At 65.3% G+C, this 19,560-nt stretch carries 20 protein-coding genes; 9 read left to right on the forward strand and 11 right to left on the reverse strand.

The window, feature by feature from the left end; translation table 11 throughout:
- Positions 1 to 23 precede the first annotated feature (23 nt).
- The 3 genes from ACQR10_RS05145 (at position 24) to ACQR10_RS05155 (ending at position 2,647) form a co-directional block, all read left to right on the forward strand.
- Positions 24 to 1,022 carry a hydroxyacid dehydrogenase gene (locus ACQR10_RS05145; RefSeq protein WP_316215798.1) on the forward strand — a complete coding sequence of 333 codons (999 nt, stop codon included), beginning with the start codon at positions 24 to 26 and terminating at the stop codon, positions 1,020 to 1,022.
- A 244-nt stretch (positions 1,023 to 1,266) separates the two neighbouring features.
- Positions 1,267 to 1,677, forward strand: coding sequence for a hypothetical protein (locus ACQR10_RS05150; protein ID WP_316178771.1), 411 nt, complete (start codon positions 1,267 to 1,269; stop codon positions 1,675 to 1,677).
- Between the two features lie 178 nt (positions 1,678 to 1,855).
- Positions 1,856 to 2,647 carry a transporter substrate-binding domain-containing protein gene (locus ACQR10_RS05155; RefSeq protein ID WP_315799993.1) on the forward strand — a complete coding sequence of 264 codons (792 nt, stop codon included), beginning with the start codon at positions 1,856 to 1,858 and terminating at the stop codon, positions 2,645 to 2,647.
- Between the two features lie 157 nt (positions 2,648 to 2,804).
- Here ACQR10_RS05155 and ACQR10_RS05160 read toward each other — a convergent pair whose 3' ends face one another.
- Together ACQR10_RS05160 and ACQR10_RS05165 are read right to left on the reverse strand one after the other, a co-directional pair.
- A complete protein-coding gene (locus ACQR10_RS05160; RefSeq protein WP_315799994.1) occupies positions 2,805 to 3,242 on the reverse strand; it encodes a hypothetical protein in 438 nt (145 codons plus the stop codon).
- 919 nt (positions 3,243 to 4,161) lie between these two features.
- Entirely contained in the window at positions 4,162 to 5,181 is a 1,020-nt protein-coding gene (locus tag ACQR10_RS05165) for a 1-aminocyclopropane-1-carboxylate deaminase (RefSeq protein WP_172108925.1), read from the reverse strand.
- A gap of 146 nt (positions 5,182 to 5,327) precedes the next feature.
- Between ACQR10_RS05165 and ACQR10_RS05170 the strand changes: the two genes are divergently transcribed.
- Positions 5,328 to 5,804, forward strand: a complete 477-nt coding sequence (locus ACQR10_RS05170) for an Lrp/AsnC family transcriptional regulator (RefSeq protein WP_316215797.1) — start codon at positions 5,328 to 5,330, stop codon at positions 5,802 to 5,804.
- 91 nt (positions 5,805 to 5,895) lie between these two features.
- Positions 5,896 to 6,789, forward strand: coding sequence for a DUF2147 domain-containing protein (locus ACQR10_RS05175; protein ID WP_316215796.1), 894 nt, complete (start codon positions 5,896 to 5,898; stop codon positions 6,787 to 6,789).
- Positions 6,790 to 6,872: 83 nt separating this feature from the next.
- On the opposite strand, the gene ACQR10_RS05180 is transcribed toward ACQR10_RS05175, so the two are convergent.
- Positions 6,873 to 7,280: a (R)-mandelonitrile lyase gene (locus ACQR10_RS05180; protein WP_008965351.1), complete on the reverse strand. Its 408-nt coding sequence runs from the start codon at positions 7,278 to 7,280 to the stop codon at positions 6,873 to 6,875.
- Positions 7,281 to 7,334: 54 nt separating this feature from the next.
- Positions 7,335 to 8,033, reverse strand: a complete 699-nt coding sequence (locus ACQR10_RS05185; protein WP_006613956.1) for a ribonuclease activity regulator RraA — start codon at positions 8,031 to 8,033, stop codon at positions 7,335 to 7,337.
- Positions 8,034 to 8,280: 247 nt separating this feature from the next.
- On the opposite strand from ACQR10_RS05185, the gene pxpB reads away from it, so the two are divergent.
- From pxpB to ACQR10_RS05200, 3 genes are read left to right on the forward strand one after another with little or no spacing between them, the layout of a single operon-like run.
- Positions 8,281 to 9,012, forward strand: a complete 732-nt coding sequence (pxpB, locus tag ACQR10_RS05190; RefSeq protein WP_316178775.1) for a 5-oxoprolinase subunit PxpB — start codon at positions 8,281 to 8,283, stop codon at positions 9,010 to 9,012.
- Positions 9,009 to 10,043, forward strand: coding sequence for a biotin-dependent carboxyltransferase family protein (locus ACQR10_RS05195; protein ID WP_316215795.1), 1,035 nt, complete (start codon positions 9,009 to 9,011; stop codon positions 10,041 to 10,043). The genes pxpB and ACQR10_RS05195 overlap by 4 nt, the downstream gene beginning before the upstream one ends.
- Positions 10,044 to 10,093: 50 nt before the next feature.
- Positions 10,094 to 10,861, forward strand: a complete 768-nt coding sequence (locus ACQR10_RS05200) for a LamB/YcsF family protein (protein ID WP_316215794.1) — start codon at positions 10,094 to 10,096, stop codon at positions 10,859 to 10,861.
- 6 nt (positions 10,862 to 10,867) lie between these two features.
- Here the strand turns inward: ACQR10_RS05200 and ACQR10_RS05205 are convergent, their stop codons facing one another.
- From ACQR10_RS05205 to ACQR10_RS05225, 5 genes are all read right to left on the reverse strand, one after another.
- Complete coding sequence (locus tag ACQR10_RS05205; RefSeq protein WP_315711980.1) at positions 10,868 to 11,017, reverse strand: hypothetical protein; 150 nt, start codon at positions 11,015 to 11,017, stop codon at positions 10,868 to 10,870.
- Between the two features lie 160 nt (positions 11,018 to 11,177).
- Positions 11,178 to 12,779, reverse strand: coding sequence for a sulfite reductase subunit alpha (locus tag ACQR10_RS05210; RefSeq protein WP_316215793.1), 1,602 nt, complete (start codon positions 12,777 to 12,779; stop codon positions 11,178 to 11,180).
- Positions 12,776 to 14,566, reverse strand: a complete 1,791-nt coding sequence (locus tag ACQR10_RS05215; RefSeq protein ID WP_316215792.1) for a NirA family protein — start codon at positions 14,564 to 14,566, stop codon at positions 12,776 to 12,778. The genes ACQR10_RS05210 and ACQR10_RS05215 overlap by 4 nt, the downstream gene beginning before the upstream one ends.
- 343 nt (positions 14,567 to 14,909) lie before the next feature.
- Positions 14,910 to 16,064: a CmpA/NrtA family ABC transporter substrate-binding protein gene (locus tag ACQR10_RS05220; protein WP_315800003.1), complete on the reverse strand. Its 1,155-nt coding sequence runs from the start codon at positions 16,062 to 16,064 to the stop codon at positions 14,910 to 14,912.
- Positions 16,061 to 16,651 (reverse strand): ANTAR domain-containing response regulator, encoded by a 591-nt coding sequence (locus ACQR10_RS05225; RefSeq protein WP_315800004.1) that lies wholly within the window; start codon positions 16,649 to 16,651, stop codon positions 16,061 to 16,063. The genes ACQR10_RS05220 and ACQR10_RS05225 overlap by 4 nt, the downstream gene beginning before the upstream one ends.
- A gap of 113 nt (positions 16,652 to 16,764) precedes the next feature.
- On the opposite strand from ACQR10_RS05225, the gene rimO reads away from it, so the two are divergent.
- Positions 16,765 to 18,090 carry a 30S ribosomal protein S12 methylthiotransferase RimO gene (rimO, locus tag ACQR10_RS05230; RefSeq protein WP_316178785.1) on the forward strand — a complete coding sequence of 442 codons (1,326 nt, stop codon included), beginning with the start codon at positions 16,765 to 16,767 and terminating at the stop codon, positions 18,088 to 18,090.
- 17 nt (positions 18,091 to 18,107) lie between these two features.
- On the opposite strand, the gene ACQR10_RS05235 is transcribed toward rimO, so the two are convergent.
- The gene (locus tag ACQR10_RS05235) at positions 18,108 to 18,689 is read right to left on the reverse strand and encodes a hypothetical protein (protein WP_316215791.1); all 582 of its coding nucleotides are present in this window, start codon (positions 18,687 to 18,689) and stop codon (positions 18,108 to 18,110) included.
- Between the two features lie 11 nt (positions 18,690 to 18,700).
- The gene (locus tag ACQR10_RS05240; protein WP_316178789.1) at positions 18,701 to 19,546 is read right to left on the reverse strand and encodes an aKG-HExxH-type peptide beta-hydroxylase; all 846 of its coding nucleotides are present in this window, start codon (positions 19,544 to 19,546) and stop codon (positions 18,701 to 18,703) included.
- Positions 19,547 to 19,560: the final 14 nt, after the last annotated feature.

Here is a 19,560-nt window from a genome sequence, read left to right on the forward strand (position 1 = left end):
CCAGGACGATTCAAGGGCAGGACATGACCACCAGGACGGCAACCAACAAGAACAAGATCCTCGTCACGGAATCCTTCTCGGCCAAGGGACGCGCGCTGCTCGCAGCGCGCGACGACGTCGAGATGATCGAGTTCCCCAACATGATCTCGGCTGCGGATTTCTCCGTGCTGCTCGCCTCCCATGCCCCGGTGCATGGTGTGGCTCTCGGTGCGACGCGCTTCGGCGAGCCGGAGCTCGTCGCTGCCGGCGACATGAAGGTCGTGACCCGGATCGGCGTCGGCTTCGATGCGGTCGACGTGCCGGCGCTGAGCCGCCACAAGGTGCCCTTGATGGTCGCGGGCACCGCGAATTCGCCGTCGGTCGCCGAGCAGGCACTGTTCATGATGCTGACGCTGGCCAAGCGCGCCAACGAGATGCATGCCATGGTCAAGGACGGCACCTGGGGCTCGCGGCTCGGCGTGCTGCCGTTCGATCTCTACGGCAAGACCGTGCTGATCATCGGCTTCGGCCGCATCGGCACCCGCACCGCCAAGCGCTGCCTGGCGATGGAGATGCAGGTCCTGGTCTACGACCCCTACAAGCCCGCGGCCGACATCACCGCCGCCGGCTGCGAGCCGGTGACCGACCTCGACGCCGCGCTGCCGCGCGCCGATTTCGTCAGCATCCATTGCCCGAAGACGCCCGAGACCATCGGCCTGTTCAATGCCGCGCGTCTGCGGCTGATGAAGCCGACCGCCTACCTCATCAACACCGCGCGCGGCGGCCTGGTCGACGAGGCCGCGCTGTACGACGCGCTGGTGTCCGGCCGCCTCGCCGGCGCCGGCCTCGACGTGTTCGAGCAGGAGCCGCCGCCGGTCGGCCACGCGCTGCATATGCTGCCCAACGTGATCATGGCCCCGCACGTCGCCGGCGTCACCCGCGAGGCGGTCGACCGCATGAGCGAGCAGACCGCGCGCAACATCCTCAGTGTGCTCGACGGCGAGCCGATTCGGCAGAACGTGATCAATCAGGACGTGCTCTGAATCGCGGGCTGGCGCCGTCTCGCGCTGATACTTGTGCTCAGTGCTCGAATGATCATGGCCGGGCTCCATCCCGGCCATTCACGTTTGGAGACAAGCCGGCTGAGTCGAACGCCGTCCTGCGGGGATCTTCATCCACCGCTTTGTCGCCCAAATTTGAACGCAATGTTGCATCTCGCCCAGACTTCGCTACAACTGCAGCTATTGGCGTCGGCGTTTGCGCGCGTCAGTAGGAACAGAGGCGATCATGAGTGTTGCGACGGAGCACGCGCTCGCAACGATAGCGAGCATCCTCGACAAGCCGGAATCTGCGAAGCGTGACGACCGGGCGAGCGCGCCTGTTCCCAACTCTCCAGCCAGAAAGGCCACGGGTACGGTGGTCTCATTCGATCAGGCCGACGGCTACACCAAGATCGGTCCCGGCCCGATCTCTGCGATCCGCTTCCGCTGGACCGCGCGGCGCGGCGAGGACGGCTACTATGTCGATGAGACCGTCGGGCCGACCTCGATCGCCGTCAGCAGCGGCCCGATGACGGCCGAAGCCGCCATCGACATGGTCGACACCCGTGCGCGCGAGGCGGCAGAGCGCTTCGAGGCACTGAAGAACGAGATGACCGGCAAGGGTGCGTTTGCTCCGGTCGAACCCGGCCGGACCTAGCGCTCGGTGGCCGCGCATCGTTGAATGATGCGCGGCATTGCCTGGTGGACCAGGAGGCTCGACCGCTGGCGGCGGCCGTGAGCCGATCCGAACGATGCGACCGCCGCCTGCCCCTCGTCCCGCGACACCGCTTCCTGTAAGAAGACCCTCGTCCCACTCAAGCCGAGGTGTCGCAATCATGGGGTTTTTCGATCGTCCGCTGTCCGTCCTGACCGGGCTCGTCCTCGTCTGCAGCCTTGCCGTGCCGGCGGCCGCGGACCAGGCCTCGCGGCTCGACGAGATCGTGCAGCGCGGTAGCTTGCGGGTCGGCATGACCGGCGACTACAAGCCCTTCACCTATCTCGACAAGGCGACCGGCAAATTCTCCGGCTTCGACGTCGACATGGCCGAGTCGCTCGGCAAGGCGCTCGGCGTCAAGGTCGAGTTCGTGCCGACGAGCTGGCCGCAGCTCATGAAGGATTTCGAGGCCGACAAGTTCGACGTCGCCATGGGCGGCGTGTCGATCACGCTCGACCGTCAGAAGAAGGGCTACTTCTCGACGCCGATCATGCGCGAGGGCAAGACACCGATCGCCCGTTGCAGCGACACCTCGAAGTACCAGACGCTGTCCGACATCGACAAGCCCGGCACCCGGGTCGTCGTCAATCCGGGCGGCACCAACGAGCGCTTCGCCCGCGCCAACATCAAGGCCGCCGACATCCGGGTCCACACCGACAACGTCACCATCTTCGACGAGATCGCCAAGGGCGACGCCGACCTGATGATGACCGACGCCTCTGAGACGCGCTACCAGCAGAAACTGCATCCTGGTGTCTTGTGCGCCGTCCATCCAGAGAAGCCGTTCGACTTTTCGGAGAAGGCCTACTGGCTGCAGCGCGACGTGGCGCTGAAGGCGTTCGTGGACCAATGGCTGCACATCTCGACGGAGAACGGCAGCTACCAGGCGATCTACAAGAATTGGTTCGAGTAAATTCTGACGAAGCTGACGGGATGTAGGCTGAATATGCAGCGTTCGATGAATTAGGCAGACTCTCTGCAAGTGCCCCGTGAGAACGTCGGATCGAAAAAGTTAAGGCTTGGCGGAAAACGAAGCAACGTCGCTGTCACGGAGCAGAGCAGACACGCAATCAATATTCCCCGTAAGCGCCGCTCGGCCACGGGAGGAAGGGGATCATTCTCAATCGTGCGCTCCCTGTGTTGTCAAAGATGAAGGGGAATGATCCCCAAGTGAGAAGATCGGTGACAAACGGAAGCAGCAATACCCCGGCGATCATCAAGACCACCCATCGCCATGGCTGTCTCACCGTGACGAGAAACGCAACAACAGCTAGACCGTAAAGCGGCCAAATAATTGAAGTCGCAATTACGCCGAGGAAGAACGCCGCAGACGGCGAGATCAGAGCGCCCCACGTCCAGCGATGCCAGCCGAGCTTGATGAGCAAGAAAGCGTGGCTAACCGTGTGCCGCTCCACGAACGCGAGCACGATCACGCAAAGCGGCACGAACCAAAGCCAATGCCAGCCTAAGCGCAGTCCCCTACCGGTGGCCTTCGCGGTGTCGCTCATGACCGAATTCTAGCGATCGCCCTTCGCTGTTGCTAGGGGCTGAGTGTCACCTCTGGGCCGGGAGTAGATATACGATGGCCGGTTGTGACCTTAGATCGGACCTCGTGGAGCGTCAGTCTACCCGCCGTGGAATTGCACGCCGAGCCTACCCCGAAAGACCCGCACCTAAACGCGATATTCCGGCGTAGTTTCAATGAGAAGACCTCTGTCCAGTCCTCCGGTAGAAAATATTCCACTTTTGTTTTTCAGAATTTCATGCTTTACTGCCGCCATCCCGCCTCATCGAAGAGGGGCGTTGCGCGCGATCGTCACGACACGCGAGGTGGGGAGGCGACGGCCGCGAGATGCCGAAAGCGTGCTTGCACGCGGACGAACGGCAGCTTGCGGACGTGAAGTCGCAGGGTCCTGATACCCCGACGCTGGTATCAAGCCGCGAAGGTGCTCAAGGCGCCGCGTGGTGATGGTGGCCAACAAGCCCGGCGCACCAGGGAGACTGCGTATAAGCGTTAAGAACGTCGCGCAGGGAATGCCGGTTGATCGGCAGCACCTGTGGTACCTGCCGCCTGCATTTTTTACGCAGGCGGGCCATGGGTGAGGCCCTCACCCGGCATTCCCTGCGCCCTCTTCTATTCGAGAGGGGCACGACTGATGGAATCACTCGGACGTCATGCGTCGCGAGACAGCAAGGTCATGCTCTAGAGTGTTAGGTGCGGATCGCTCGGGCGACACAAACGGTGTCGTCCCGGCCTCGAGCCGGGACCCATGCTCACAGGCCGTCGTTTGTGGCAGGTGCGAAGGTGCAGGCCTGCAGAACAGTCCCGCTGGTGGTTATGGGTCCCGGCTCGAGGCCGGGACGACAGTGGAGCGTGTTGTGAAAGCTCGGCTCATAACCGCGCAGCGAACGGAGTTCAAACAGGCCTCAGCCGTTGCGATACGTGTAGCTGTAGCCGTTGATCGCCGGCGCGCCGCCCAGATGGGCGTAGAGCACCTTCGATCCCTCCGGGAAGTAGCCCTTCTTGACGAGGTCGATCATGCCCTGCATCGACTTGCCCTCGTAGACGGGGTCGGTGATCATCGCCTCGGTGCGGGCGGCGAGGCGAATGGCCTCGTTGGTCTCGGCACTCGGCACGCCATAGGCCGGATAGGCGTAGTCATTCAGGATCACGATCTCGTCGTCGCGCACCTTGCGGCCGAGCTCGACCAGCTCGGCGGTGTTGTCGACGATCTGCCGCACCTGGCTGCGGGTCTGCTCCGGCGTGCCGGAGGCATCGATGCCGATGACGCGGTCGGCGCGTCCATCCGCGGCAAAGCCGACGATCATGCCGGCCTGGGTCGAGCCGGTGACGACGCAGACGATGATGTAGTCGAACTTGATGCCCATCTCGGCTTCCTGCGCCCTCACCTCCTCGGCGAAGCCGACATAGCCGAGGCCGCCGAATTTGTGCACGGAAGCACCGGCCGGAATGCCGTAGGGCTTGCCGCCGGCGTCCTTCACCGACTGGATCGCGTTCTCCCAGCTCTTGCGGATGCCGATGTCGAAGCCGTCCTCGACGATGCGGCTGTCGGCGCCCATCAGGCGCGTCATCAGGATGTTGCCGACGCGGTCATAGACGGCGTCCTCGTGCGGCACCCAGCTCTCCTGGACGACAACGCACTTCATGCCGATCTTGGCCGCGGTCGCCGCCACCATGCGGGTGTGGTTGGACTGCACGCCGCCGATCGAGACCAGGGTGTCGGCATTGGACTCGATCGCGTCGGGCACGATGTATTCGAGCTTGCGCAGCTTGTTGCCGCCCATGGCGAGACCGGAATTGCAGTCGTCGCGCTTGGCGTAGATCTGCACCTTGCCGCCGAGCGCCGCCGTCAGCCGCGGCAGATGCTCGATCGGGGTGGCACCGAAGGTGAGCGGATATTTTTTGAACTTGTCGAGCCGAAGCACGGGTCTCTCCGTGGGTGGATGAATGGGCCGGCCGAAACATACGAAAAAGGCGGAGAAAGGTGCTCTCTTTATTACCCTGTGTTTTCGTGCTTACGTCCGCCTATTTTTGGTATCCGTAAGAGAAACTCCCATCCATGACAGCAAGAATGAAAGAACCTTCCAGCATCGATCTCGACCGCGTCGACCGCCGCATCCTGCAACTGCTGCAGAAGGACGGCCGGATGAGCAATGCCGAGCTTGCCGCCACCGTTCATGTCAGTCCGGCCACCTGCCATCGCCGCACCCAGCGCCTGTTCGAGGAGGGCTACATCAGGAGCGTGCGTGCGCAGATCGCCCCCGAGAAGGTCGAGCGCAGCGCGCTGGTGCTGGTCGGCGTCGTGCTCGACCGCTCGACGCCGGAGAGCTTTCGCACTTTCGAGGCGGCGATCCGCAAGCTGAAATTCGTGCTCGATTGCCATCTCGTCGCCGGCGATTTCGACTTCTTCCTCAAGATCCGCGTTCGCGACATGCAGGATTTCAACCGCATGCATGGTGACCAGTTGATCTCGCTGCCCGGCGTGCGGCAGACCCGCACCTTCTTCGTGATGAAGGAGGTGGTCGACAATGCGCCGCTGGATTTCTGAGCGGGGGCTGCGTTGAACCGAGGCGGCCGCATCGGCGACTTAATTGCGCGTGAGCTCGCTCACATCAGCAACCGACATCGCGGAGACACGGATGAAGAGGCTGTTGGCCGTCGCGGCTTTGGTTATGGCCAGCAGTGCCGCCGAGGCGCAGTACGTCATCGAGTACGGCGGCAAGACGATCCGCATCGATCCCGACCGCGGCACCGTGCAGATCCCCGGCGTCTACGACAATACCGAGCAGAAGAAGTCCAAGCGCACCAAGCGCGATCCGGATCAGGCGGCCAGGCCGCCAGCCGCGGCGGACAAGCCGGCTCCGGCGCCCACCGAGGCGGCGGTCACGCCGGCCCCGCCCGCGCCGGCTCCGGCTGCGACCGCGCCCCCTGCTCCCCTCCCTACGGCGCCCGCTCCGACGGCAGCCGCACCAGCGAGCCCGCCAACGGTGCCTGCCCCCGTCCAGGCGGCCGCGCCACCGGCGCCGCTGCCGCCCCCTCCGGCGGCCCCAGCCGCCAACGCCACGGCACCGGTTGCGCCGCCAGCCGCTGCAACGGCCGCTGCGGCTCCTGCTGCTTCCCCGGCTCCCGACGCCGCGCCGCCGCCGCCGCGGCCGGCCCAGACGCCTGCCGTGACCACCGCAGCCGCTCCGCCCGCTGCGGCGCAGACCGCCGGTCGCGATCCCAACTCGCCGGTCGGCATCTGGCTGACGGAGGAGAAGGAGGGCCAGATTCGCATCGAGCCCTGCGGCACCAATCTCTGCGGCTACGCGGTGGATGCGAAGACCAAGCAGAACGGCGAGCAGATCCTGATCAACATGCGGCCGAGCGACAAGGCCCAGGAGAAGAAGTGGACCGGCCGCATCTTCGATCCGAACAGCGGCAGCACCTACGATTCGACCATTGCGCTGAAGGGGTCGGACAGTCTTCGCGTGCAGGGCTGCGCCTTCGGCGGCATGTTCTGCGGCGGCCAGACCTGGACGCGGGTGAACTGAGCGCGGCGACGACCGTCGAAGTTCATTCAAATGAAACGCGCGCGGCCTTGCGACCGCGCGCTCGAGCGGTCGTCAGTCTGGCGTCAGCCGACCGGCGTCGCATATTCCTCGTCGGTGACGTGCTCCATCCACGTCACGTGCTCACCGTTGAGCGATTCATGCATCGCGACGTGGACCATGCCGGTGGTCGGCGCGGCGCCATGCCAATGCTTCTCGCCTGGTGGAATCCACACGACGTCGCCGGCCTTGATCTCGCGCACCGGCCCGCCCTTGGCCTGCACCCGACCGACGCCCTGAATCACGTAGAGCGTCTGTCCGAGCGGATGGGTGTGCCAGGCGGTGCGCGCGCCGGGCTCGAACGCCACGCGCGCCGAGGCGACGCGGGCGGGCGCCTGCGGCGTGATGATCGGGTCCTGCCACACCGTACCGGTGAAACTTTCGGCCGCCGCGCGGCGCGTGGGGCGCGAGCCCGCGAGATAAACATCCACCATGGTTCTGCCTTTCCTAAGTCCTTGCAGTCGATCGATCGCTGCGTCGGCCGCGACCTACTTCTTCGACGCCGCGTAGCGCGCCTTGGTCTCGGCATTCATCGGATAGAGGCCCGGCAGCACCGCGCCCTTGTTCACCTCGTCGACGATCCAGGCTTCCATGCGCTCCTGCTCCGGGCCTTCGGCGAGCACGTGATCGAGCATCGCCTGCGGGATCAGCACCGCGCCATCTTGGTCGGCGACGATGACGTCGTTCGGAAACACCGCAACGCCGCCGCAGCCGATCGCCTCGCCCCAGCCGACGAAGGTGAGCCCCGCGACCGACGGCGGCGCGGCGTAGCCATCGCACCACACCGGCAGGCCGGTGCCCATCACGCCTTCGAGGTCGCGCACGACACCATCGGTGATCAGCGCGGTGACGCCGCGCTTGACCATGCGGGCGCACAGGATGTCGCCGAAGATGCCGGCGTCCTTGACGCCCATCGCATCGACCACGGCGATGCAGCCTTCGGGCATCGCCTCGATCGCGGTGCGGGTCGAGATCGGCGACGACCAGGATTCCGGCGTCGCCAGATCCTCGCGCGCCGGCACGAAGCGCAGCGTGAAGGCGGGACCGACCAGCCGCTTCTGTCCCGGGCGCAGCGGCTTGGCGCCGCGCAGCCAGACATTGCGCAACCCCTTCTTCAGCAGGACCGTCGTGATGGTCGCCGTAGTGACCTGGGAGAGGGTAGCGATGGCTTCGGGAGTGAGGGACATTGTGAGACTGGCGCTCCAAACAGGCTGGCGGAAAAAGCAGGCGCATCTTGCGAGCGACGAAGGCCGCGTCAAGGGCATGCTCAGTGCGCCCAGCGCATGCGGGGCCTGCAGCGGCCCGATAAGGTCTTCTTATCGCGGGGCATCCGATTAATTTATTGAATTTTCGAGACTTTTTGTCTCCAGCGCAATTCCACTGGCGATCGAAAGCGGCTAGATGAGGAACAGCAACACGGATCTTCTCGGACAGATGGCCGACTCTTTTCCACCTCCTCGCCTGCTGCCCAGCGGCGACAGCGCGGTCACCGTCGAGTTCAGCCGGACCATCGACGAGACCGCCAATCGCCGCGTGCTTGCGCTCGACCATGCGCTGACTGCCGCCGCCATCGCGGGCATCACCGAGACGGTGCCGACCTATCGCTCGCTGCTGGTGCACTATGATGCAGGTGTGATCGACCACGACACGCTTGGGGCAAAGCTGTTGGCGCTGTCGGCCGGGTCGCTTGCGCCGGACAGCGAGATCCGGCGCTGGCGGGTTCCAGTCTGCTACGGCGGCGAGAATGGCATCGACCTGGAGGACGTCGCCAAGGCGCTGAACCTGACGCCGGACGAGGTCGTCGCCCGCCATGTCGCCGGCATCTATCGCGTCGCGATGATCGGCTTCACGCCGGGCTGGTCCTATCTGTCCGGTCTCGATCCGACGTTGCAGATGTCGCGCCGGCAGAACCCGCGCTTGGCGACACCGGCAGGCATCATCGCGATCGGCGGCATCCAGACCGGCATCCAGTGCCTTGCCGGCCCCTGCGGCTGGCACCTGCTCGGGCGCACCGCGATGCGGACGTTTCAACTGCACCGCGACCCGACCTTCCTGCTCGAGCCCGGCGACGAGGTCAGCTTCTACGCCGTCGACGTGAAGACCTTCGCGGAGCAGGAGCGCGCCGCGGAGGGCGGCGAGCTCATCGCAGAGCGGATCGCCGCATGAGCACGCTCGTCGTCTCACAGATCGGTCCGGCAAGCTCGGTCCAGGATGGCGGCCGTTTCGGCGCGCAGCGCTACGGACTGACGCCATCCGGCGCGATGGACAAGCTGGCGCTGGCCGCAGCCAACAGCCTCGTCGGCAATGTGCCGATGGCGGCTGCGATCGAGATCGGACCGTTCGGCGCGACGTTCGCGGCGAAGGGCGGCGCGGTGCGCGTGGCGCTCGCCGGCGCGCAGCGGCCGGCGGACGTCGCCAAGCGGCCGATCGAGATCAACACGTCGGTGACACTGAACGACGGAGAGCAGCTCACGCTCGGCTTTGCGCGCGGCGGCTCGTTCACTTATCTGGCCATCGAAGGCGGCATCGCCGGCGAGCCGATGTTCAACAGTCTCTCGGTGAATGCGCGCGCCGGGCTCGGCAGCCCCTACCCGCGGCCGCTCCAGGCCGGCGACAGGTTCGAGGTCACCCCCGCCAGCGACGCGCCGGAACTGCGGATTGATGTGCCGAGAATGAGCGGCGTGATCCGCGTCGTGATGGGGCCGCAGGACGATGAGTTCAGCGACGAGATGAAAGCGCTGTTCCTCGGCAGCGACTGGATGGTGTCAGCAACCAGCGACCGCATGGGCTATCGCCTTGAAGGACCGCCGATCCGCCATCTCCATGGCCACAACATCGTCTCCGACGGCACCGTGGACGGCAGCATCCAGGTGCCTGGCAACGGTTCGCCGATCGTGCTGATGTCCGATCGCGGCACCAGCGGCGGCTATCCGAAGATCGCGACCGTCATCACGGCGGATTTCGGCCGCCTGGCGCAGACGCCCGCCGGCACGCCGTTCCGCTTCAAGGCCGTGAGCGTCGCCGAGGCGCAGGCCGAGCTGCGCCGCTACAAGGATCTGCTGCGCAGCCTGCCTGGCCGCATCAGTGAGCTCGCGAACAGCGATTTCAACGTCGATGCGCTGTTCACGGCCAATGTTGCCGGTCATGCGGTCAGCGCAACCGACGCCACCACCTGGCCCGGAGCGACTCCCGATTGATTTGAGCACATCTCACGCTGTTTCGGACCCATCAACGAGCGGACCCTGACATGACCAGCACCGTCGACCTGAACTGCGACCTCGGAGAGAGCTTTGGCCCGTGGGAAATGGGCAATGATGCCGCCATGATCGAGCTGGCGACGTCGGTGAACGTCGCCTGCGGTTTTCATGCCGGCGATGCCGACATCATGCGCCGCACGGTCGAGATGGCGAAGGCCAAAGGTGTCCGCGTCGGTGCGCATCCCGGCTATCGCGATCTGCATGGTTTCGGCCGGCGTCCGGTACCCGGATTGAAATCATCGGAGATCGAAAACCTCGTCGCCTATCAGATCGGCGCGCTGCAGGCGATCGCCACCGCGGCCGGCCACAAGGTCACGCATGTGAAGGCCCACGGCGCGCTGTCCAACGTCGCCTGCGAGGATGACATGACGGCAAACGCGATCGCCAAGGCGATCAAGGCCGTCGATCCCAGTCTGATCTTTGTCGTGCTCGCCAACTCCAAGCTGGTGACCGCGGGCGAGAAGGCCAATCTGTCGATGGCGCACGAGGTGTTCGCCGATCGCGCCTATGGCGACGACGGGCTTCTGGTGTCGCGCAGCAAGCCCGGCGCCGTGCTGCACGATCCCAAGGTCATCGCCGATCGCGTCGTGCGCATGGTTCAGGATGGCGCGGTGATCTCGGTGACGGGCAAGGTGATGAAGATGCGCACCGACACAGTCTGCATTCACGGCGATACAGCTGGCGCGGTCGAGATTGCGCGGGAGGTCCGCAAGGCGCTGGACGCGGCCGGCATCACGGTCGCGCCGTTCAAGAGGTGAGGAGGATCAGAACGGGTGCGTGAAGGATGTGCCCAGGGTGATCGCGGCAATCAGCGCCATCGCGCTGTAGAAGGCAACCAGCGCGACAGTTGCGCCGCGCTCGCGAATGGCGCGGGCCTGGGGCATCTGTCGCAGGGGCGTCGATATCGTCCGCATGGCCGGTCTCCTGAAGTTCCGGCCATGAGAAAAGCGTTCTCGCGGGCCGGCGCAAGGCAACCGGCGAAATAACGACAAGCCCCCTGCTTCGGGTCCCGCTGGAACCAAAAAATTCTCGGCCGGGGGTAGCGGCCGAGAATATTCTCCGCAGGGTTCCCGCTCAGTAGACGTCGAGCTGGAACCGGCCCTTCTTCTTGAGGTCGGCCACGAAGCTGACGGCCTCGTCGGTCGAGCGGGCCCCGAACTGGGCGACGATGTCGACGAGGGCGCGCTCGACGTCCTTGGCCATGCGCTTGGCGTCGCCGCAGATGTAGAGATGGGCGCCGTCGGCGAGCCAGGTCCAGACCTCGCGCCCGACCTCGCGCATGCGGTCCTGGACGTAGAACTTCTTGTCGCCGTCGCGCGACCACGCCAGCGACAACCGCGTCAGGAGGCCGGCCGTCTTCATGGCGTTCAGCTCGTCGGCGTAGAAGAAGTCGCAGTCGCTGCGCTGATGTCCGAAGAACAGCCAGTTCTTGCCGGGCGCGCCGGTCGCCCTGCGGTCGTGCAGGAACGCGCGGAACGGCGCGACGCCGGTGCCGGGACCGACCATGATGATCGGCGTCTTCGGATCAGCGGGCAGCGCGAATCCGTGCGCCTTCTGCACATAGACGCGCAGCTTGTCGCCGGGATTGATCCGCTCGGCCAGGAACGTCGAGGCAAGTCCCAGCCGCTTGCGCTTGCCGATGACGTAGCGGACGCAGTCGACCGTCAGCGACAACCTGCCGGGCGTGGCATTGTGCGACGACGAGATGGAGTAGAGCCGCGGCTGCAGCGGCTCCAGCGCCTCGACGAAGGCCTCCGGATGCGGCCGGACGCCGGAGAACTTCTGCAGCACCGCCATCACGTCGAGCGTCGCCGCGTCGCCGTCGGGATCCTCGCCCTGCGCCAGCTGCCGCGCCTTCTCGCGGGTCGCGCCGCCGGTGATGAAGGAGATCAGCTCGAACAGCGAATCCGGCGCCGGCGCCAGCGAGACGTCCTCCAACAGGCACTGCCGCAGCGGCTTGCCGTTCACCTCAGTCATGTGCGAGGCGCCGAGCAGCGCGATGATCTGATCGACGAGGCCGAGATCGTTCTTGGCGAAGATGCCGAAGGAATCGCCGACGACGTAGTCGAGCCCGCTCTCGCCGAGATCGAACTCGATGTGCCAGGTCTCCTTCTCCGAGCCCGGCTTGTTGAGCAGGCGCCGCGACAGGAACGTCGCCTCAACCGGATTGTCGCGCGAGCGACCGGGCTCGCTGACGACGACGGAGACGGTGGCCGGCGCAGCCGCAGCGGGCTTGGCCGCGGCCGGAGCCCTGTCGATCTCCTCGTAGAGCGCCTTGAGCATCCGCGCGGTTTCCTTGCCGCCGGGGACGCACAGATTCAGCCGCGCCTCGCTGCGATCGGCAATCGCATCCGAATAGTCGCTGCAATTGTAACCGCATTGGCCGCAGTCCTGCTGCGCCATGGCCGCCATCATGCGCCGGCGCAGCGGACGGCCCTCGGCGAGCTTCATGCGCTCGGCGATCGGCATGGTCTGGTCGTGCCATGGCGCCTCGCCGTCGTCACCGTCGCCCGCGGGCGCAAGCACGGCGCCGTTCTGCGCCGGCGACAACGCTGTCGCGCCGTCGAAGCCGAGCGCTCCGGCCAGAAAGCCGTTGAGCCATGAGCGTTGCGCCTCGGAGAATGGCGCCGTCGAAGGAATGATCTCGATCTTGGGCATGGGCGTGATCTGGTTCATGCTGACACCTCCGACGAGGTCTGGGCTTCGGCGAGATTGCGCAGCGCCTCGCCGTCGTGACGGCGTGCGAACGACAGGAAGGTCTCCTCGGGAGAGGCGCGATGGGCGAGATAGGCCTTGAGCAGCTTCTCAACGGTTACAGGCGCATCCGCCGCCTTGAGGTCGCGATAGACCTCGCGGCCGATGTCGGCCTGCGGGCCGAACCCGCCGCCGGCGAACAGGTGATAGCCCTCGACCGTGTCGTCGCCATCACCGACCGGCACCTTTGCCGCGATCATGCCGATGTCGCTGATGTAGTGCTGGGCACAGGAATGATGACAGCCGGTGAGATGGATGTTCAACGGGGTGTCGACGTCCACCCTGCTCTCGCACCAGTCGCCGATCTCGGCCGCATGCTTCTTGGTGTTGGATGCCGCGAACTTGCAGCCGGCGTTGCCGGTGCAGGCGATCAGTCCGGCGCGGATGTGCGAGGCCTTTGTCGACAGCCCGATCTGCTCGATCGCCGCACAGGCCAGCGCGACCTTGTCGTCGGGAACGCCCGAGAGCAGCAGGTTCTGCCACACCGTGAGCCGGATCTCGCCGTCGCCGAGATCGGCTGCGATCTTGGCGAGCGCGCGCATCTGGTCCGTCGTCAGCTTGCCCAACGGCAGCACCACGCCGATCCAGTTCACCCCCTGCTGCTTCTGCTGGTGGACGCCGATATGGGCCATGCGATCGGCGTCGGGCCGCGGCGCGAGCGCCTCGTCGGGGACGCGCGCCAGCTTGCGGCCGAGCCTTGTTTCAACGGCTTCCATGAACTTGTCGTGGCCCATGCTGTCGAGCACATATTTGAGCCGAGCCTTGAGGCGATTGGTGCGGTCGCCGGTCTCGATGAACAGCCGCACGATGGCGTCGGCCACCTCGGTCGCCCGCTCCGGCTCGACGATGATCCCTGTCGGCTTGGCGAAATCCTTGTGTCCGGTGATGCCGCCGAGGGCGAGTCTGAACCACACGCCGGGCGCGACCCCAAAACCGTCCTTCACCTCGACCGCCGAAAAGGCGATGTCGTTGGTGTCCTCAAGCGCCGCGATCCGCCCGGCACCGTCGAAAGCGACGTTGAACTTGCGTGGCAGGCCGTACAGTGAGCGGTCGTTGAGGATGTGGAAATGCCATTCGCGCGCATAGAGCCGCGTGTCCAACAATTCCTGCGGATCGATGCCGGCCGTTGGCGTCCCCGTCACATTGCGGATGTTGTCGGCGCCGGAGCCGCGCGCCGTCAGACCGAGATCCGAGAGTCCTTCCAGCAGCATGACCGCGTGCCTCGGCGGGATTTCGCGCAGTTGCAGGTTGGCCCGCGTGGTGACGTGGCTGTAGGGGCCGCAAAGCTGGTCGGCGAGATCGGCAAGGCCCGTCAGTTGCCAATGCTTCAGGATGCCGTTGGGAATGCGCAGCCGGCACATATAGGAATCCTGCGCCGGCGCGACGTGAAACAGGCCGTAATAGCGCCAGCGGAAATTGTCGGCCGTGGATGGCGCAGCATCATTGCGCGCCTGCTCCTTCAGCCTCTCGTAAGCATCGAAGGGATGGAGCTCGCGCTTGACCTTCTCCTGGTCGACGAGCTTCCGTCCCGACGCGATCACCTTGTCCTGCGCCTTGATGTGGATGGCGTCTGGACCGGTCGGCTCGCTTGCTGTCGGCGTGCCACCCTGGCCGCGCCCTGCCAGCGTGACCTTGAGGCCCGCAGCCAAGCCTTCGAGGTAGCGCTTCTGCTCGTCGTTGAAGTCGACTGACAACGATTCGATTTTCATGATGGCGGACGAAGCTCCAGCGGCCACGGCGGTTGGCGTTCGGGAATGGGATGAGGATCGCACCGTCCGACAGGCCGACATGGCCTGCTTCCGATGAAAGATCCGACCAGCTTCGTTGCTGCGGAAATCCGACACGGATTGCAGTCAGCGGCATCTGCGGCGGCTGACTGCACTGCAATATTCAAGTTGCGTGCCAGCCTGAAAAATCAGGAAAAGCGTGTAAAATCAGAATGCTGATCGAATCAATGAAGGCAAGTTAACCGACTCAAGCCTCGAAATACGGGCACGCCGCCCAAAAATTGGTCGACGGCACACGGTGCCCAGACCCTGATCGGTGCGTGAATCAGGCCGTCCAGCGGCCGATCTTGAAGGCCTTGAGATGGCCGATCACGTCGTCCGCCGCGAAAGGCGGACCGGCGAATGCGCCGATGGCGGCATCCGTGCCGACCGCGGCCGTGCCCATGGCCGCGTCGTAGATGTCCGGCCGGAACACGCCCATGGCAGTGCCCAGGGCTTCAGTACTGAGGGGAGTCTGGCCCCACCGCACCATCTGGGCATAGAGCCATGCCGCCTGGATCCTCTCGGGCCGGCCCGCGTCTTCGCGGCCCACCAGCAGATAGCGCGAGCTTTCGCGGAAGGTGCCGTCCGGCGAGATCTTGAGGCGGCCGTCCAGCGTACGCTGGAGCACCTCCGCATCGACGCCGATGCGCTCCGGCTGAGCCAGGATGCGCGCGGATTCTGCGTGGTTCTGTTCGATGAAATTGGCGGCCTTGGCGCAGGCGCGAACCAGGCCGGCGAGAGCGCCGGGATTCTTGTCAGCCCAGCTCTGCCTGACCGCCAGCACCTTTTCGGCCGCGCGCACCAGCACGTCAGACACGAAGTGGAGAATATGGCCGATGCCGAGATCGACTGCGATCGAGTTCCACGGTGCTCCGACGCAGAACGCGTCGACGTGACCGTTGGCGATGCTCTCCACCATGTAGGGCGGCGGCAGCACCACGAGGCGGACGTCCTCATCGGGGTCGACGCCACCTGCGGCCATCCAGAACCGCAACTGATAGTTGTGGGTCGAGAACGGAAACGTCATGCCGAACGTCAGCGGCTCGCGCCCGGCCTTGCGCCGTTCCGCGACGACGCGCGCCAGCGCCAGCGCCGTCGCCATCGGGTCGAAACGATCCCCATCGAGATTGGCCATGATCGCCGCATGCAGCGCCGGCGTCACGGTGATCGCGTTGCCGTTCACCCCGAGATTGAAAGGAGCCACGATCGGCACCTTGACGTGACCGATGCCCAGGCTCGACGCGATGGCGACGGGAGCCAGCAGATGCGCCGCGTCGAACAGGCCGATGTTGAGCTTGTCGCGCACGTTCGACCACGACACCTCTCGGACCAGCGTGACGTCGAGACCTTCGGCCGCGGTGAAGCCGTTGTCGACGGCGACGATCAGCGCGGCGGCATCGACCAGCGGGATGAAGCCAATGCGAAGCGGGCCGGTCATTTCAACAACTCCGAGGCGGTCAGGATCGACTGCGCGATCTCGCCGATCTTCTTCTTTTCGCGCATGGCCGTGGAGCGCAACAGCACATAGGCTTCCTCTTCGGTGAAGCCCTTCATCTTCATCAGAATGCCCTTGGCGCGGTCGATCACCTTGCGGTCCTCCAGCGCGGACTTGGTGCGCTCGAGCTCGTCCTGAAGCTTGGAGAACGCATTGAAGCGCGAGATGCAGAGGTCGAGGATCGGCTTGATCCGCTCCTTCTTCAGCCCATCGACGATGTAGGCGGAGACGCCCGCCTCGACCGAGGCCTGGATCGAGGCCGCGTCGCTCTGGTCCACGAACATCGCGATCGGCCGGCGGACGGCGCGGCTGACCTGGAACATCTGCTCCAGCACGTCGCGGCTGGGGTTCTCCAGGTCGATGACGATGACATCCGGGTCCAGGGCATAGATGCGCGCCAGGAGACCCTGCATCTCGCTGACATGCACCACGCCGGTAAAACCCGCCTCCCGCAAGCCCTCCTCCAGGATGGCCGCGCGGATCGGGCTTTCGTCAACGATCACGATTTTAGGCGATTGCTCGGCGCTCATCGATCACCAGGTTGTCCGGGCCCTCACCCATAGCATGGACGTGGCCGCCTCAAAGCCTTGTCTTTCTGGACAATTCGGACTAGCTGACGCCTATCTCATCAGGCAGTTCCAAGATGCAGCAGGGTTCGGCGCCCAAGATCAGCTTTGTTTCGCTCGGTTGTCCCAAGGCCTTGGTCGATTCCGAGCGCATCATCACGCGCCTGCGCGCCGAGGGCTACGAGCTCGCCCGGAAGCATGACGGCGCCGACGTCGTCATCGTCAACACCTGCGGGTTCCTGGACAGCGCCAAGCAGGAATCGCTGTCGGCGATCGGCGCGGCCATGGCCGAGAACGGCAAGGTCATCGTTACCGGCTGCATGGGCGCCGAGCCGGAGCAGATCGAGCAGGCCTATCCCGGCGTGCTGTCGATCACCGGCCCGCAGCAGTATGAGAGCGTGCTGGACGCCGTCCATCGCGCGTCGCCGCCGGCGCACAACCCGCATCTCGACCTGGTTCCTCCGCAGGGCATCAAGCTCACGCCCCGGCACTACGCCTATCTGAAGATCTCCGAAGGCTGCAACAACCGCTGCACCTTCTGCATCATCCCGAAGCTTCGCGGCGATCTGGTGTCGCGGTCCGCGGCCGACGTGCTGCGCGAGGCCGAGCGGCTGGTCGCAGCCGGGGTCAAGGAGCTCCTGGTCATTTCTCAGGACACCTCGGCCTATGGGCTGGACCTGAAATATGCCGAAAGCGCCTGGAAGGACCGCAACGTCCGGGCTCGCTTCCTCGATCTGGCGCGCGAGCTCGGCGAGCTCGGCGCCTGGGTGCGCATGCACTACGTGTACCCCTACCCGCATGTCGACGAGGTGATCGGCCTCATGACGGACGGTAAGATATTACCCTATCTCGACATCCCGTTCCAGCATGCCAGCCCCAACGTCCTGAAGGCGATGCGCCGCCCGGCGGCGCAGGACAAGACGCTGGACCGGATCAAGGCGTGGCGGACGACCTGCCCGGATCTTGCGCTGCGCTCGACCTTCATCGTCGGCTTCCCCGGCGAGACGGACGCCGACTTCGCCTACCTGCTGGACTGGCTGGATGAGGCCGAGATCGATCGGCTCGGCTGCTTCAAATACGAGCCGGTGGCCGGCGCGACCTCCAACGCCCTGCCCGACCAGGTCCCGGACGAGGTCAAGCAGGAGCGCTGGGACGCGCTCATGGCCCGCCAGCAGAAGATCTCGGCGCGCAGGCTCAAGCGCAAGGTCGGAACGCGTCAGCAGGTGATCATCGACGAGGTCGGGCCGAGCGTCGCCAAGGGCCGCACCAAGGCCGATGCCCCGGACATCGATGGCGCCGTTTATCTGTCCAGCCGGCGGCCGCTGCGTGTCGGCGAGATCGTCACGGTCAAGATCGAGCGTGCCGACGAATACGACCTGCACGGCACGGTCGCTGGGTTCTAGCGCGGGTCAACGGCAACTCAGGGAAGCCGGCCGATCGCAATCGTCCGGTCGGGTCCTACGCTTTCCAATGATGCAAAGCCGGCGCGTCTGCCGAGTTCATCAAGATTGCCGTAGCGCGCGATCCAATCGGGATAGGCGTAGCAGAGGATGATGTCGGCGTGGCTGCGAAGCCACCGACACAGTGTGGCAGCCCTGTCAGCGCCCGCTTCGAGCAACCGTCCGGGCATGATCAAAACGACGCTCCGATCAGCGGCCGTCTCAAGAGGTGCGGGGCAAGCGAACATGTCGCAACTCGGCCAGTGCGAAACCGCTCGTCCGAACATCGCTCGCGCATGGACGAGCTTTCGTGAATCTCGCTCGATGCCGAGCGGCTGCAGATCAGGCGTCCCTTCGCAACTCGCGGCCAACAGCGCCCCATTGCCGCATCCGAGATCGATGATGTTGTAGCGCGCCCCGGCCGTGACCGTTCTTACGGCCGCGGCGATGGGAGCGTGAGCCTCTCGCATTCCGCAGACGGACGCGAAGCCGTTGTCGGCCGCAAGCCAATCCGGCGCGGGCCGTTCGCCGGACATCAGCGCTCGCCACGTTGACAGGTCCAACGACGGCCTCCTCAGTGCACCGCCGCCGCCTCGCGGGTCTCGAGCAACTGCCGGCCTCGCGCGATCAACGCGTCGATCCAGGCATAGAGGCCGGCAACGAACGCCTCTCCGTCCCGGTCGACGCGGATGTACCGCCGGATCTCGTCGACCCCCTCCTCAATGCGGGCGAGATTGCGCCGCAGCAGGCGAAACAGCAATTGGCGCCGCTCTTCATCCGGCTCGGTCTCGATCAGCACGATGTCGAGCGCCGTGATGTAGGCAAACGAATATTCCGCGTGCAGCACCGCGGTCATCGGGCGCAAACGATCCTTGATGACGGGGCTGACATACAACTCGTCCGCCGGATTCAACACCAGCCGATCCGCGGATTCCAGATTGATGCCGAGCGCGCGAAGCTTGTTGTGTCCCATCTCGTGCACGAACGCCTGGGCCAGGCCGATCGGATCGAAGATGGTGGCGAACAGCGTGCCCAGCCGGTCGTCGGTCGAGCCGCTGTAGGATCCGTAGCCCTCGCGATAGTCGCTCTCCGCAACATCGGGACGCGCCAACGGATGGAAGGAATCGATGAGCATGCGCATCTGTTCGAAGGCGACCGGCCAGCGCCGCACGTAGTCGACGGCAGCATCGATGTTGGGGTGCTCCAGCGGACCGTTGCTGAATACGGGCGCCCCCGGCGCGGTCGGCTGCACGTAGCGAACCGACACGGCGCCATCGAAGATGCGCGGCGAATGGCCGGCGACCCGGTGCACGAACGGCTCCGGCCGGTGAGCGTTCGTGGTCGTGCTGGCGAGATGACAGGCCAGCAATGCGTCATACAGATCATCCTGTGGTGCCGCGGCCCGCGACCAGTCGATCATTGTCTCCTCCCGCG

Origin of the sequence: Bradyrhizobium sp. HKCCYLRH2060, assembly GCF_051168135.1 — a bacterium.
Taxonomy (GTDB): domain Bacteria; phylum Pseudomonadota; class Alphaproteobacteria; order Rhizobiales; family Xanthobacteraceae; genus Bradyrhizobium.